General features: G+C 62.3%; 9 protein-coding genes and 1 tRNA gene. All 10 read left to right on the top strand.

Annotation, left to right across the window (positions count from 1 at the left end):
* The first annotated feature begins 3 nt into the window (after positions 1 to 3).
* The 10 genes from tuf (at position 4) to rpoC (ending at position 13,502) form a co-directional block, all read left to right on the top strand.
* A complete protein-coding gene (gene tuf, locus B2J86_RS16980; protein ID WP_169636161.1) occupies positions 4 to 1,194 on the top strand; it encodes an elongation factor Tu in 1,191 nt (396 codons plus the stop codon).
* Positions 1,195 to 1,200: 6 nt separating this feature from the next.
* A tRNA-Trp gene (locus B2J86_RS16975) sits at positions 1,201 to 1,276 on the top strand.
* Positions 1,277 to 1,367: 91 nt separating this feature from the next.
* Positions 1,368 to 1,751, top strand: coding sequence for a preprotein translocase subunit SecE (gene secE, locus B2J86_RS16970; protein WP_169169901.1), 384 nt, complete (start codon positions 1,368 to 1,370; stop codon positions 1,749 to 1,751).
* Complete coding sequence (gene nusG, locus B2J86_RS16965) at positions 1,751 to 2,347, top strand: transcription termination/antitermination protein NusG (protein WP_371736594.1); 597 nt, start codon at positions 1,751 to 1,753, stop codon at positions 2,345 to 2,347. Before secE ends, nusG begins: the two co-directional genes overlap by 1 nt.
* Positions 2,348 to 2,475: 128 nt before the next feature.
* Positions 2,476 to 2,907, top strand: coding sequence for a 50S ribosomal protein L11 (rplK, locus tag B2J86_RS16960; RefSeq protein WP_169169902.1), 432 nt, complete (start codon positions 2,476 to 2,478; stop codon positions 2,905 to 2,907).
* On the top strand, positions 2,908 to 3,603 hold the full coding sequence (gene rplA / locus B2J86_RS16955) for a 50S ribosomal protein L1 (RefSeq protein ID WP_169169903.1): 696 nt from the start codon (positions 2,908 to 2,910) through the stop codon (positions 3,601 to 3,603). It abuts the gene before it with no gap.
* 226 nt (positions 3,604 to 3,829) lie between these two features.
* On the top strand, positions 3,830 to 4,354 hold the full coding sequence (gene rplJ / locus B2J86_RS16950) for a 50S ribosomal protein L10 (protein ID WP_169169904.1): 525 nt from the start codon (positions 3,830 to 3,832) through the stop codon (positions 4,352 to 4,354).
* A 40-nt stretch (positions 4,355 to 4,394) separates the two neighbouring features.
* Complete coding sequence (gene rplL / locus B2J86_RS16945) at positions 4,395 to 4,772, top strand: 50S ribosomal protein L7/L12 (protein ID WP_169169905.1); 378 nt, start codon at positions 4,395 to 4,397, stop codon at positions 4,770 to 4,772.
* Between the two features lie 268 nt (positions 4,773 to 5,040).
* The gene (gene rpoB, locus B2J86_RS16940) at positions 5,041 to 9,153 is read left to right on the top strand and encodes a DNA-directed RNA polymerase subunit beta (RefSeq protein ID WP_173026190.1); all 4,113 of its coding nucleotides are present in this window, start codon (positions 5,041 to 5,043) and stop codon (positions 9,151 to 9,153) included.
* Positions 9,154 to 9,275: 122 nt separating this feature from the next.
* Complete coding sequence (gene rpoC, locus B2J86_RS16935; protein WP_173026189.1) at positions 9,276 to 13,502, top strand: DNA-directed RNA polymerase subunit beta'; 4,227 nt, start codon at positions 9,276 to 9,278, stop codon at positions 13,500 to 13,502.
* Positions 13,503 to 13,536: the final 34 nt, after the last annotated feature.

The following is a 13,536-nucleotide window of genomic DNA, read 5'->3' as shown; positions in this document are numbered from 1 at the left end:
AAAATGGCAAAAGGTAAGTTTGAACGCACCAAGCCGCACGTCAACGTGGGCACGATCGGCCACGTCGACCATGGCAAGACGACGCTGACGGCAGCGATTGCCACGGTGCTGTCCAAGAAGTTCGGCGGCGAAGCCAAGGACTACTCGCAGATCGACAACGCGCCCGAAGAAAAGGCCCGCGGCATCACGATCAACACCTCGCACGTCGAGTACGAAACCACCGGCCGCCACTACGCGCACGTGGACTGCCCCGGCCACGCCGACTATGTGAAGAACATGATCACGGGCGCCGCGCAGATGGACGGCGCCATCCTGGTGTGCTCGGCCGCTGACGGCCCCATGCCCCAGACGCGCGAGCACATCCTGCTGGCCCGCCAGGTGGGCGTGCCCTACATCATCGTGTTCCTCAACAAGTGCGACATGGTCGACGACGAGGAGCTGCTTGAGCTCGTCGAGATGGAAGTGCGCGAGCTGCTCGACAAGTACGACTTCCCCGGCGACGACACCCCGATCATCCGCGGCTCTGCCAAGCTCGCCCTCGAAGGCGACACCGGCCCGCTGGGCGAACAGGCCATCCTCAAGCTCGCCGATGCCCTCGACAGCTACATCCCCACGCCTGAGCGCGCGGTGGACGGCGCCTTCCTGATGCCCGTCGAAGACGTGTTCTCGATCTCTGGCCGCGGCACCGTGGTCACGGGCCGCATCGAGCGCGGCATCATCAAGGTCGGCGAAGAAATCGAAATCGTCGGCATCAAGGACACGGTCAAGACCACCTGCACGGGCGTGGAAATGTTCCGCAAGCTGCTCGACCAGGGCCAGGCCGGCGACAACGTGGGCCTGCTGCTGCGCGGCACCAAGCGCGAAGACGTCGAGCGCGGCCAGGTGCTGTGCAAGCCCGGCTCGATCAAGCCGCACACGCACTTCACGGCCGAGGTGTACGTTCTGTCGAAGGACGAAGGCGGCCGCCACACGCCCTTCTTCAACAACTACCGCCCCCAGTTCTACTTCCGCACGACGGACGTGACGGGCGCCATCGAGCTGCCCGAAGGCAAGGAAATGGTCATGCCGGGCGACAACGTGTCGATCACCGTCAAGCTGATCAACCCCATCGCCATGGAAGAGGGCCTGCGCTTTGCCATCCGCGAAGGCGGCCGCACCGTGGGCGCTGGCGTCGTGGCCAAGATCATTGCTTAAATTCGAAGGGGTATAGCTCAATTGGCAGAGCGTCGGTCTCCAAAACCGAAGGTTGTAGGTTCGATTCCTACTGCCCCTGCCACATGAATGTGGCACCCATCCAAGCCCGCCAACAAATGGCGGGCTTCGGCGTCTTCAGCGACGCCTGAAACCGAAGCAGGAACAAGCCAAAAATGGCCACATCACAGGTTGAAACTGTCAGTACGGGTGCAGACAAGGCCAAGCTCGCCGCAGTGGTGGCGCTGGTCATTGCATCCGTTGCTGGATTTTATTTGCTGGGAAAGCATGGACCGCTGGTGCAGTGGGGTGCGCTGCTGCTGGGTTTGGTGGCTGCCGTTGCCGTGTTTCTGTTTTCGGAGTCGGGCAAGCGCTTGGTGGCATTTGCGCAAGATGCGTGGCGAGAAGTCAAAAAGGTGGTGTGGCCGACCCGCAAAGAAACCGTGCAGATGACGGCCTACGTGTTTGCCTTTGTGGTGGTCATGGCGCTGTTCCTCTGGTTCACCGATAAAACGCTTGAATGGGTCTTCTACGATCTGATTCTGGGTTGGAGAAAATAATGACGGGTGCTGTTGAAATGGCTGGTGCGGCCACTGCCTTGGGCACTGCCGCGGCGGATAACCCGGATTTGCGTTGGTACATTGTCCATGCCTATTCCGGTATGGAAAAAGCGGTCGAGCGCAACATCGCAGAGCGCATTGCACGCGCTGGCATGCAGGACAAGTTCGGTCGCGTTTTGGTGCCAACCGAAGAAGTCGTCGAAATGAAGAATGGGCAGCGCAAAACAACCGAGCGCCGCCTGTTTCCGGGATACGTCTTCGTCGAGATGATCATGGACGACGACACGTGGCACCTGGTCAAGCACACCAACAAGGTGACGGGCTTTGTGGGCGGCGCCAAAAATCGCCCTGCCCCGATCTCCGAAGCGGAAGTGCAGAAAATCGTCAGCCAGATGCAAGAGGGCACGGACAAGCCCCGCCACAAGGTGGAGTTCATGGTGGGCGAGCTGGTCCGTGTCAAGGAAGGTCCATTCACGGACTTCAACGGCTCTGTGGAAGACGTCAACTATGAGAAGAGCCGTGTGCGTGTCTCGGTCATGATTTTCGGCCGATCGACCCCGGTGGAGTTGGAGTTCAGCCAGGTCGAAAAGACCTGAGCGGACAGGGTTTTGTAGGTTGTTCGCATTTCTCGACTCGGTGCGAACGAGTAAAGTGAGTCGTTAACCCCGGGGAGCCTGGAGCCGCTGAAGTCGAACCAGGCGTTTGTACCCGCAAGGAGTAAAGCATGGCGAAAAAAATCGTCGGTTTTATCAAGCTGCAAGTGCCAGCTGGTAAGGCCAATCCATCCCCACCGATCGGCCCAGCGCTGGGTCAGCGTGGCCTCAACATCATGGAGTTCTGCAAGGCATTCAATGCCCAGACCCAGGGCGTTGAGCCGGGCCTGCCGCTGCCGGTGGTCATCACTGCCTTCGCAGACAAGAGCTTCACCTTCATCATCAAGACGCCCCCTGCGGCTGTCCTGATCAAGAAGGCGATCAAGCTCGACAAGGGATCCGCCAAGCCCAACACCGACAAGGTCGGCAAGATCACGCGTGCCCAGCTCGAAGAAATTGCCAAGACCAAGATGAAGGACATGAACGCAGCCAGCCTGGACGCTGCCGTTCGTACCATTGCTGGCTCCGCCCATTCCATGGGTGTGACTGTGGAGGGCGTGTAAATGGCCAAGCTGACCAAGAAACAAAAAGCCCTGCAAGGCAAGGTTGACAGCACCAAGCTGTACGCTTTCGCTGAGGCTGTCGTGATCGTCAAGGAAGCGGCCACCGCCAAGTTCGACGAGTCCATTGACGTCGCTGTGCAACTTGGCATTGATGCCAAGAAGTCCGACCAAGTGGTGCGCGGCGCTGTCGTGCTGCCCAACGGTACCGGGAAGACCACCCGTGTGGCGGTGTTTGCCCAAGGCGCCAAGGCCGAAGAAGCCAAGGCTGCGGGCGCCGACATCGTCGGCATGGACGACTTGGCTGCTATGGTCAAGGCTGGCGACATGCCCTTCGACGTGGTGATCGCTGCCCCGGACGCCATGCGCGTTGTAGGTACGCTGGGTCAGATCCTGGGTCCGCGTGGCCTGATGCCCAACCCCAAGGTGGGTACGGTGACGCCCGATGTGGCCACGGCCGTGAAGAATGCCAAGGCCGGTCAGGTGCAGTTCCGCGTCGACAAGGCAGGCATCGTGCACAGCACGATCGGCCGCCGTTCGTTTGACAACGACAAGCTGCAAGGCAATCTCGCTGCACTGATCGAGGCCCTCAACAAGGCCAAGCCAGCCACCAGCAAGGGCCTGTACCTGCGCAAGGTGGCGGTGTCGTCGACCATGGGCCTGGGTGTCCGCGTCGACACGCAAACCATCGCAGCGTAATTGCTGAAATCTTGAGGCACCGAAAGTGCCTCGGTGGTGGGCCGATGCAGCAATGCGCCGGGCCATCCAAGACCGCTGGCGTGCAAGCTGATTGCACTTAATCCCTCGGGGCCAGCGCAGATGGCGATCCCGCTGCAGATGGAATCCGTTCCTCAACAGTTGGTCGCTGCAACAAGAGCGTGTGTGAGGGGCTTCGGCCTTGAGCGCACATTTTAAGGAGTAGACCTTGAGTCTTAATCGCAGTGAGAAAGAAGCGGTCATCAATGAAGTGACCAGCCTCGCCGCTAAAGCTCAAACGCTTGTGATTGCGGAATACCGTGGCATCACGGTCGCCGACATGACCAAACTGCGCGCCGATGCCCGCAGCAAGGGTGTGAGCCTGAGTGTTCTGAAAAACACCTTGGCCCGCCGTGCTGTGGCAGGTAGCGGTTTTGACGTGGTGGCCGACCAGATGACTGGCCCGCTGATCTATGGCTTCTCCGAAGACGCAGTGGCTGCCGCCAAGGTGGTGGCCGACTTCGCGAAGACCAACGACAAGTTGGTGATTCGTGCAGGCGCTTTCGGTGGTAAGGCTTTGGACGTCAATGGCGTCAAGCAACTGGCCAACATCCCTTCCAAGGAAGTGTTGCTGGCGCAGATTTGTGGCTTGTTGATGTCCCCCATTTCGCGCACGGCCGTGGTGCTGGGCGCGTTGGTGGCGAAAAAGGGCGAAGGCGCTGCCGAACAGGCCGCCGAACCTGCCGCGGCCTGAGCGCCCGGCAGTTAACCAACACAATTGTTAGGAAATCAAAATGGCATTCGATAAAGACGCATTTTTGACCGCGCTGGACAGCATGACGGTTCTGGAACTCAATGACCTGGTCAAGGCCATTGAAGAGAAGTTTGGTGTGAGCGCTGCCGCCATGGCCGCGCCTGCCGCTGGCGGCGCTGGTGCAGGTGCTGCAGCCGCTGAAGAGCAGACCGAATTCAACGTGATGCTGCTGGAAGCCGGCGCCAACAAGGTGTCGGTCATCAAGGCCGTGCGCGAAATCACCGGCCTGGGCCTCAAGGAAGCCAAGGACGTGGTGGACGGCGCTCCCAAGGCTGTCAAGGAAGGCCTGTCCAAGGCCGACGCCGAAGCTGCCAAGAAGAAGCTGGAAGACGCTGGCGCCAAGGCCGAACTGAAGTAATCGGTTCTGTACCAGGGCTGGGAGTTCCACCACGGAACTCCCAGCCTTTGGCGCTTATAGGATGTGCTGCAGAGCACACCAGAAAACCCCTCGGGTTTTCTAGTGTCTTCTGTCAAACCCGACAGCAGAAGATGCCTTGGTTCGGGCGATGTGCAACGCATCGCCGTCCGCCATGGTTGGTAGTGGCCAACCGCCAAGTCCGCAGGGTCCGCCGCCCTGTGGGTCAGTCGTCGCAGACCCAGGACTCAAGTCTTTGCCCGGAGATCTCATGGCCTATTCCTATACCGAACGCAAGCGAATCCGCAAAAGTTTCGGCAGCCGCGACAGCGTGCTCGAAGTTCCTTACCTGCTGCAGATGCAGAAGGACGCATACACCGCATTCCTCCAAGCCAACATCGCTCCCAAAAAGCGCACCGATGAAGGCCTGCAAGCGGCTTTTAACGCTGCTTTCCCGATCGTCTCGCACAACGGTTTTGTCGAGATGAAGTTTCTCGAATACAACCTGGCCAAACCCGCCTTCGATGTGCGCGAATGCCAGACCCGGGGCCTCACCTTCGCCTCGGCCGTACGTGCCAAGGTGCAGCTGATCATCTACGACCGGGAGTCCTCGACGTCGCAGTCCAAGGTGGTCAAGGAAGTCAAGGAACAAGAGGTCTACATGGGCGAAGTGCCGCTCATGACCGACAAGGGCTCGTTCATCATCAACGGCACCGAGCGCGTGATCGTGTCTCAGCTGCACCGCTCGCCCGGCGTGTTTTTCGAGCACGACAAGGGCAAGACGCACAGCTCCGGCAAGCTGCTGTTCTCGGCACGCATCATCCCGTACCGCGGTTCCTGGCTCGACTTCGAGTTTGACCCCAAGGACATTCTGTACTTCCGCGTCGACCGCCGCCGCAAGATGCCGGTCACGATCCTGCTCAAGGCCATCGGCCTGAACCCGGAATCGATCCTGGCGAATTTCTTCGTCAACGACAACTTCCGTCTGATGGACAGCGGCGCGCAAATGGAATTCGTTCCCGAGCGCCTGCGCGGTGAAGTGGCCCGCTTCGACATCACCGACAAGGCCGGCAAGGTCATCGTCGCCAAGGACAAGCGCGTCACGGCACGCCACACGCGCGAACTCGAACAGTCGGGTACCACGCACATCAGCGTGCCCGAAGACTTCCTGGTCGGTCGTGTGGTGGCACGTGCCGTGGTTGATGCCGACACCGGCGAGATCATCGCCAAGGCCAACGAAGAGCTGACGGAAGTCCTGCTCAAGAAACTGCGCGCGAGCGGCGTGCAGAACCTGCAGTGCATCTACACCAATGAGCTCGACCAGGGTGCGTACATGTCGCAAACCCTGCGCATCGACGAAACCGTGGACGAGTTCGCGGCCCGCGTTGCGATCTACCGCATGATGCGGCCCGGCGAGCCGCCGACCGAAGACGCGGTGCAGGCCCTGTTCCAGCGCCTGTTCTACAACCCGGACACCTACGACCTCTCGCGCGTGGGCCGCATGAAGTTCAACGCCAAGGTGGGCAACGAAGGCGCCACCGGCCCCATGGTGCTGACGAACGAGGACATCCTCGCGGTCGTCAAGATCCTGGTCGACCTGCGCAACGGCAATGGTGAAGTCGACGACATCGACCACCTGGGCAACCGCCGCGTGCGCTGCGTCGGCGAACTGGCCGAGAACCAGTACCGCACGGGCCTGGCACGCATCGAGAAGGCCGTGAAGGAGCGCCTGGGCCAGGCCGAGCAAGACCCGCTGATGCCGCACGACCTGATCAACTCCAAGCCGATTTCCGCGGCGCTCAAGGAGTTCTTCGGCGCCTCGCAGCTGTCGCAGTTCATGGACCAGACCAACCCGCTGGCCGAAATCACGCACAAGCGCCGTGTCTCGGCCCTGGGCCCGGGCGGTCTGACGCGCGAGCGTGCCGGCTTTGAAGTGCGTGACGTGCACGTGACCCATTACGGCCGCGTCTGCCCGATCGAAACGCCAGAAGGCCCGAACATCGGCCTGATCAACTCGCTGGCGCTTTATGCGCGCCTCAACGAATACGGCTTCATCGAGACGCCGTACCGCCGTGTGGCCGACGCCAAGGTGACCAACGAGATCGACTACCTCTCGGCCATCGAAGAAGGCAAGTACATCATTGCGCAGGCCAACGCCACGCTCGACGCCGAAGGCCGCCTGACCGGCGAGCTGGTGTCGGCGCGCGAAAAGGGCGAGTCGGTGCTGGTGGGTGCCGAGCGCATCCAGTACATGGACGTGTCCCCGGCGCAGATCGTCTCGGTGGCCGCTTCGCTGGTGCCGTTCCTGGAGCACGACGATGCGAACCGCGCACTGATGGGCGCCAACATGTCGCGCCAGGCGGTGCCCGTGCTGCGCCCCGAAAAGCCGCTGGTGGGTACCGGCATCGAACGCGTCGCAGCGGTCGATTCGGGCACCGTGGTGACGGCCACGCGCGGTGGCGTGGTCGACTATGTCGATGCCACCCGCATCGTGATCCGCGTCAACGACGCCGAGGCCGTGGCCGGTGAAGTGGGTGTGGACATCTACAACCTGATCAAGTACCAGCGTTCCAACCAGAACACCAATATCCACCAACGCCCCATCGTCAAGCGCGGTGCCAAGCTGGTCAAGGGCGATGTGATCGCCGACGGTGCATCGACGGACTTTGGCGAAATCGCCATTGGCCAGAACATGCTGATCGCGTTCATGCCCTGGAACGGCTACAACTTCGAAGACTCGATCCTGATCAGCGAACGCGTCGTGGCCGAAGACCGCTACACCTCGATCCACATCGAGGAACTGGTGGTGATGGCGCGCGACACCAAGCTCGGTGCCGAGGAAATCACGCGCGACATCCCGAACCTGTCCGAGCAGCAGCTCAACCGCCTCGACGAGTCCGGCATCATCTACGTGGGCGCCGAAGTCATGCCCGGCGACACGCTGGTCGGCAAGGTCACGCCCAAGGGCGAGACCACGCTGACGCCCGAAGAGAAGCTGCTGCGCGCGATCTTCGGCGAGAAGGCGTCCGACGTGAAGGACACCTCGCTGCGCGTCGACCAAGGCTCGCAAGGTGTGGTGATCGACGTGCAGGTGTTCACCCGCGAAGGCATCCAGCGCGACAAGCGTGCCCAGCAGATCATCGACGACGAGCTCAAGCGCTTCCGCCTCGACCTGAACGACCAGCTGCGCATCGTCGAGGCCGACGCATTCGACCGGATCGAGAAGCTGCTGACCGGCCGCGTGGCCAATGGCGGCCCGCAAAAGCTCGCCAAGGGCACGAAGCTCGACAAGGCCTACCTGGCCTCGGTGGAGAAGTTCCACTGGTTCGACATCCGCCCGGCCGAAGACGACGTGGCTGCCCAGCTCGAGTCGATCAAGAACTCGCTCGAGCAGACGCGCCACAGCTTCGATCTCGCATTCGAAGAAAAGCGCAAGAAGCTCACGCAAGGCGACGAGCTGCCCGCGGGCGTGCTCAAGATGGTCAAGGTCTACCTGGCCGTCAAGCGCCGCCTGCAGCCCGGCGACAAGATGGCCGGCCGCCACGGCAACAAGGGTGTGGTTTCCAAGATCGTTCCGGTCGAGGACATGCCCTACATGGCCGACGGCACGCCTGCCGACATCGTGCTCAACCCGCTGGGCGTGCCATCGCGCATGAACGTGGGCCAGGTGCTCGAAGTGCACCTGGGATGGGCCGGCAAGGGCATTGGCCAGCGCATCGGCGACATGCTGCAGCAAGAGGCCAAGGTGGCCGAAGTGCGCAAGTTCATGGAAGAGATCTACAACAGCTCGGGCCGCAAGGAAGAGCTGGCGCAGCTCAGCGACGGCGAAGTGCTCGAAATGGCCGGCAACCTGTCGCACGGCGTGCCGTTCGCTACGCCGGTGTTCGACGGCGCCGAAGAGGCGGACATCCGCGCCATGCTCCAACTCGCCTACCCCGAGGAGCGCGCGCGCGCCAAGGGCCTGACCGAGTCGCGCACCCAGGCCTACCTCTACGACGGCCGCACCGGTGACCCCTTCGAGCGCCCGACCACGATCGGCTACATGCACTTCCTGAAGCTGCATCACTTGGTGGACGACAAGATGCACGCGCGCTCCACCGGTCCGTACTCGCTGGTGACGCAGCAGCCGCTGGGCGGCAAGGCCCAGTTTGGTGGACAGCGTTTCGGTGAAATGGAAGTGTGGGCATTGGAGGCCTATGGCGCCGCCTACGTGCTGCAGGAGATGCTCACGGTCAAGTCCGACGACGTGGTGGGACGTACCAAGGTGTACGAGAGCATCGTCAAGGGCGAGCACACGATCGAGGCGGGCATGCCCGAGTCGTTCAACGTGCTGGTCAAGGAAATCCGGTCGCTGGGCCTGGATATCGAACTCGAACGTTCCTAAGGCTTTGTAAAAAAGTGAGCAGCCAGCGCTTGTCAATCAACACTTTTAAAGTGTTTTTGACCCTAAAACCAAGCCAGTCAGGCGCTGGCAGCTATGATTTTTGATATTAGGGAAAGAGTTTTATGAAATCGCTACTCGACCTGTTCAAGCAATTCACGCCGGATGAGCACTTTGACGCCATCCGCATCGGCATGGCTTCGCCCGAAAAGATCCGCTCGTGGTCTTTCGGCGAGGTGAAGAAACCCGAAACCATCAACTACCGCACCTTCAAGCCCGAGCGCGATGGCCTGTTCTGCGCCAAGATCTTTGGCCCCATCAAGGACTACGAGTGCCTGTGCGGCAAGTACAAGCGCCTCAAGCACCGCGGCGTGATCTGCGAGAAGTGCGGCGTGGAAGTCACGCAGACCAAGGTGCGCCGCGAGCGCATGGGCCACATCGACCTGGCTGCGCCCTGCGCGCACATCTGGTTCCTGAAGTCGCTGCCGTCGCGCCTGGGCCTGGTGCTCGACATGACGCTGCGCGACATCGAGCGCGTGCTGTACTTCGAAGCCTATGTGGTGACCGACCCCGGCATGACGCCGCTGAAGAAGTTCAGCATCATGAGCGAGGACGACTACGACGCCAAGACCAAGGAATACGGTGACGAATTCGTCGCCAAGATGGGCGCCGAAGGCATTCGCGATCTGCTCGATTCGATTGAAATCGACAGCGAGATCGAGCGTTTGCGCGGTGACCTGACCGGCTCCGAAGTCAAGGTGAAGAAGAACTCCAAGCGCCTCAAGGTGCTCGAGGCCTTCAAGAAGTCGGGCATCAAGCCCGAGTGGATGGTGCTCGAAGTGCTGCCCGTGCTGCCGCCGGACCTGCGTCCGCTGGTGCCGCTGGACGGCGGCCGCTTCGCGACCTCCGACCTGAACGACCTGTACCGCCGCGTCATCAACCGCAACAGCCGTCTGCGCCGCCTGCTCGAGCTCAAGGCTCCCGAGATCATCGCGCGCAACGAAAAGCGCATGCTGCAGGAAGCCGTCGACTCGCTGCTGGACAACGGCCGCCGTGGCAAGGCCATGACGGGCGCCAACAAGCGCGCCCTGAAGTCGCTGGCCGACATGATCAAGGGCAAGAGCGGCCGCTTCCGCCAGAACCTGCTGGGCAAGCGCGTCGACTACTCGGGCCGCTCCGTGATCACCGTGGGCCCGACGCTCAAGCTGCACCAGTGCGGCCTGCCCAAGCTGATGGCGCTCGAACTCTTCAAGCCCTTCATCTTCTCGCGCCTCGAAGCCATGGGCATCGCGACGACGATCAAGGCCGCCAAGAAGGAAGTCGAATCCGGCACGCCGGTGGTCTGGGACATCCTCGAAGAGGTCATCAAAGAGCACCCCGTGATGCTCAACCGTGCGCCTACGCTGCACCGTCTGGGCATCCAGGCCTTCGAGCCCATCCTGATCGAAGGCAAGGCCATCCAGCTGCACCCGCTCGTGTGCGCGGCCTTCAACGCCGACTTCGACGGCGACCAGATGGCTGTCCACGTGCCGCTGTCGGTGGAAGCGCAGATGGAAGCGCGCACGCTGATGCTGGCGTCCAACAACGTGCTGTTCCCGGCCTCGGGCGAGCCCTCCATCGTGCCGTCGCAAGACGTGGTGCTGGGCCTGTACTACGCCACGCGCGACAAGATCAACGCCAAGGGCGAAGGCCTGATCTTTGCCGACACCGGTGAAGTGCAGCGCGCGCTCGACGCAGGCGAGGTGGACCTCTCGGCCAAGATCAACGTGCGCATGACCGAGTGGGCGAAGAACAAGGCCACGGGCGAGTTCGAACCCTCGACCAGCCTGGTCGAAACCACCGCCGGTCGCGCCCTGCTGTCCGAGATCCTGCCCAAGGGCCTGCCGTTCTCGAACATGAACAAGGCGCTCAAGAAGAAGGAAATCTCCAAGCTCATCAACGTGTCCTTCCGCAAATGCGGTCTCAAGGAGACGGTGGTGTTTGCCGACAAGCTGCTGCAAAACGGCTTCCGCCTGGCCACCAAGTCGGGCATTTCCATCGCCATCGAGGACATGCTGGTGCCGCCACAGAAGGCCAGCATCATTGAAGCTGCTGAAAAAGAGGTCAAGGAGATCGAGCAGCAGTACGTCTCCGGTCTGGTGACCTCGGGCGAGCGCTACAACAAGGTGGTGGACATCTGGGGCAAGGCCGGGGACGACGTCTCCAAGGTCATGATGGCCCAGCTGGCCAAGCAAAAGACCACCGACCGCCACGGCAACGAGGTGGACCAGGAGTCGTTCAACTCCATCTACATGATGGCCGACTCGGGTGCCCGCGGTTCTGCGGCGCAGATCCGCCAGCTCGCCGGCATGCGTGGCCTGATGGCCAAGCCAGACGGCTCCATCATCGAGACGCCTATCACCGCGAACTTCCGCGAAGGCCTCAACGTGCTGCAGTACTTCATCTCGACCCACGGTGCGCGCAAGGGCCTGGCCGACACGGCGCTGAAGACCGCCAACTCGGGTTACCTGACGCGCCGCCTGGTGGACGTGACGCAGGACCTGGTGGTGACCGAAGACGACTGCGGTACCGCCAACGGCGCGCTGATGCGTGCCATCGTCGAGGGCGGTGAGGTGATCGAATCGCTGCGCGAGCGCATCCTGGGCCGCACTGCGGCCGAGGAAGTGCTGCACCCCGAAACGCGTGCCGTGCTGGCGCCCGCCGGCACGATGCTGGACGAGGACCTGATCGAAGAGCTCGAAGCCGCGGGCGTCGACGAAGTGAAGGTGCGCACGGCGCTGACCTGCGAAACCCGCTACGGCCTGTGCGCCAAGTGCTACGGCCGCGACCTGGGCCGCGGCGGCCTGATCAACCTCGGCGAAGCCGTCGGTGTGATCGCCGCCCAGTCGATTGGCGAGCCGGGCACGCAGCTGACCATGCGCACGTTCCACATCGGCGGTGCCGCTTCGCGCGCCGCCATCGCGTCGAGCGTGGAAGCCAAGTCCAACGGCATCATCGGCTTCAACGCCACGATGCGCTACGTGACCAACACCAAGGGCGAGCTGGTGGTGATTTCGCGTTCGGGTGAAATCACCATCCAGGACGAGCATGGCCGCGAGCGCGAGCGCCACAAGGTGCCTTACGGCGCCCTGCTGGCGGTGAAGGCCGACCAGGCCATCAAGGCCGGCACGATCCTGGCCAACTGGGACCCGCTGACCCGCCCGATCATCACCGAGTTCGCCGGCCAGGCGAAGTTCGAGAACGTCGAGGAAGGCCTCACTGTGGCCAAGCAGGTCGACGATGTGACGGGTCTCTCGACCCTGGTCGTGATCGACCCCAAGCGCCGCGGTTCCGCCAAGGTGGTCAAGCCGCAGGTCAAGCTGGTCGATGCACAAGGCCAGGAAGTGAAGATTCCCGGCACCGACCACTCGGTGACGATCGGCTTCCAGATCGGCTCGCTGATCCAGGTGCGCGATGGCCAGGACGTGGGCCCCGGCGAAGTGCTGGCCCGCATTCCGATCGAAGGCCAGAAGACCCGCGACATCACCGGCGGTTTGCCGCGCGTGGCCGAGCTGTTCGAAGCCCGCACGCCCAAGGACAAGGGCACGCTGGCGGAAGCCACCGGCACGGTGTCGTTCGGCAAGGAGACCAAGGGCAAAATCCGCCTGCAGATCACCGACCCTGAAGGCAAGGTGTCTGAAGAGCTCGTGCCGAAGGAGAAGAACATCCTGGTGCACGAAGGCCAGGTGGTCAACCGCGGCGAGTCGATCGTGGACGGTCCGGCCGACCCGCAGGACATCCTGCGCTTGCTGGGCATCGAAGAGCTCTCGCGCTACATCGTGGACGAAGTGCAGGACGTCTACCGCTTGCAGGGCGTGAAGATCAACGACAAGCACATCGAGGTGATCGTGCGCCAGATGCTGCGCCGTGTGGTGGTCGAAGCCACGGGAGACTCCAACTACATCGCGGGTGAGCAGGTCGAGCGCTCGGAGATCCTCAACACCAACGATGCGCTGCAGGCCGAAGGCAAGATCCCCGCGACCTACAGCAACCTGTTGCTGGGCATCACCAAGGCTTCGCTGTCGACGGACTCCTTCATCTCGGCCGCTTCCTTCCAGGAAACGACCCGCGTGCTCACCGAGGCTGCCATCATGGGCAAGCGCGACGAGCTGCGCGGCCTGAAGGAAAACGTCATCGTCGGCCGCCTGATCCCGGCCGGCACCGGCATGGCCTACCACCAGGCGCGCAAGGTCAAGGACGCCATGGACGACGCCGAGCGCCGCGCCATCGCCGAAGCCGAAGCGGCTGAAATGGCCGGGGCCGAGACGGCTTCCGAGGCCGTGGGAGACGCCGGCGACGCTGCTGCCGACTAAGCCCTTCGGGCGGTCGCTGTACGCTCCCGGTCTG

The organism is Acidovorax sp. SRB_14 (assembly GCF_012932145.1).
GTDB lineage: Bacteria > Pseudomonadota > Gammaproteobacteria > Burkholderiales > Burkholderiaceae_C > Simplicispira.
The sequence above is the reverse complement of the archived record's forward strand: the minus strand, read 5'-3'. Positions and strand labels throughout refer to the sequence as shown.

Excerpts from the sequence above, each read along its gene's own strand:
- tuf (WP_169636161.1), top strand. The coding sequence starts at position 4 with ATGGCAAAAGGTAAGTTTGAACGCACCAAGCCGCACGTCAACGTGGGC.
- secE (WP_169169901.1), top strand. The coding sequence starts at position 1,368 with ATGGCCACATCACAGGTTGAAACTGTCAGTACGGGTGCAGACAAGGCC.
- nusG (WP_371736594.1), top strand. The coding sequence starts at position 1,751 with ATGACGGGTGCTGTTGAAATGGCTGGTGCGGCCACTGCCTTGGGCACT.
- rplK (WP_169169902.1), top strand. The coding sequence starts at position 2,476 with ATGGCGAAAAAAATCGTCGGTTTTATCAAGCTGCAAGTGCCAGCTGGT.
- rplA (WP_169169903.1), top strand. The coding sequence starts at position 2,908 with ATGGCCAAGCTGACCAAGAAACAAAAAGCCCTGCAAGGCAAGGTTGAC.
- rplL (WP_169169905.1), top strand. The coding sequence starts at position 4,395 with ATGGCATTCGATAAAGACGCATTTTTGACCGCGCTGGACAGCATGACG.
- rpoB (WP_173026190.1), top strand. The coding sequence starts at position 5,041 with ATGGCCTATTCCTATACCGAACGCAAGCGAATCCGCAAAAGTTTCGGC.
- rpoC (WP_173026189.1), top strand. The coding sequence starts at position 9,276 with ATGAAATCGCTACTCGACCTGTTCAAGCAATTCACGCCGGATGAGCAC.